The organism is Cedecea selenatireducens (assembly GCF_042138895.1).
Classification (GTDB): domain Bacteria; phylum Pseudomonadota; class Gammaproteobacteria; order Enterobacterales; family Enterobacteriaceae; genus Cedecea; species Cedecea selenatireducens.
Window position 1 is genome coordinate 1 of record NZ_JBHIKW010000042.1, and the last position, 342, is coordinate 342.

Genomic DNA, 342 nt, shown 5'->3' on the forward strand with positions numbered 1-342 from the left:
AAACGAGCAGTAAAACCTTATAGGCTTGTAGCTCAGGTGGTTAGAGCGCACCCCTGATAAGGGTGAGGTCGGTGGTTCAAGTCCACTCAGGCCTACCAAATTTTCCCCTGTTCTGCGTTGCACCTCAGACTCGCATACTTAAGTATGCGTCGCTAAGTTGCGCCTTGACCAGATGAAAATTAACGGTAATCAAAGGTTTTACGAAATCGATGGGGCTATAGCTCAGCTGGGAGAGCGCCTGCCTTGCACGCAGGAGGTCAGCGGTTCGATCCCGCTTAGCTCCACCATCATTTCATGCACCAAAACTACTTCAGAGTGTACCGGCGACGGTGTGCTGCGAAG

At 51.5% G+C, this 342-nt stretch carries 2 tRNA genes; both read left to right on the plus strand.

What is annotated here, in order from left to right:
- Window positions 1–21 precede the first annotated feature (21 nt).
- Window positions 22–98, plus strand: a tRNA-Ile gene (locus ACE38U_RS22395).
- Window positions 99–211: 113 nt separating this feature from the next.
- Window positions 212–287 (plus strand) — tRNA-Ala (locus tag ACE38U_RS22400).
- The last annotated feature ends 55 nt before the right edge of the window (window positions 288–342 follow it).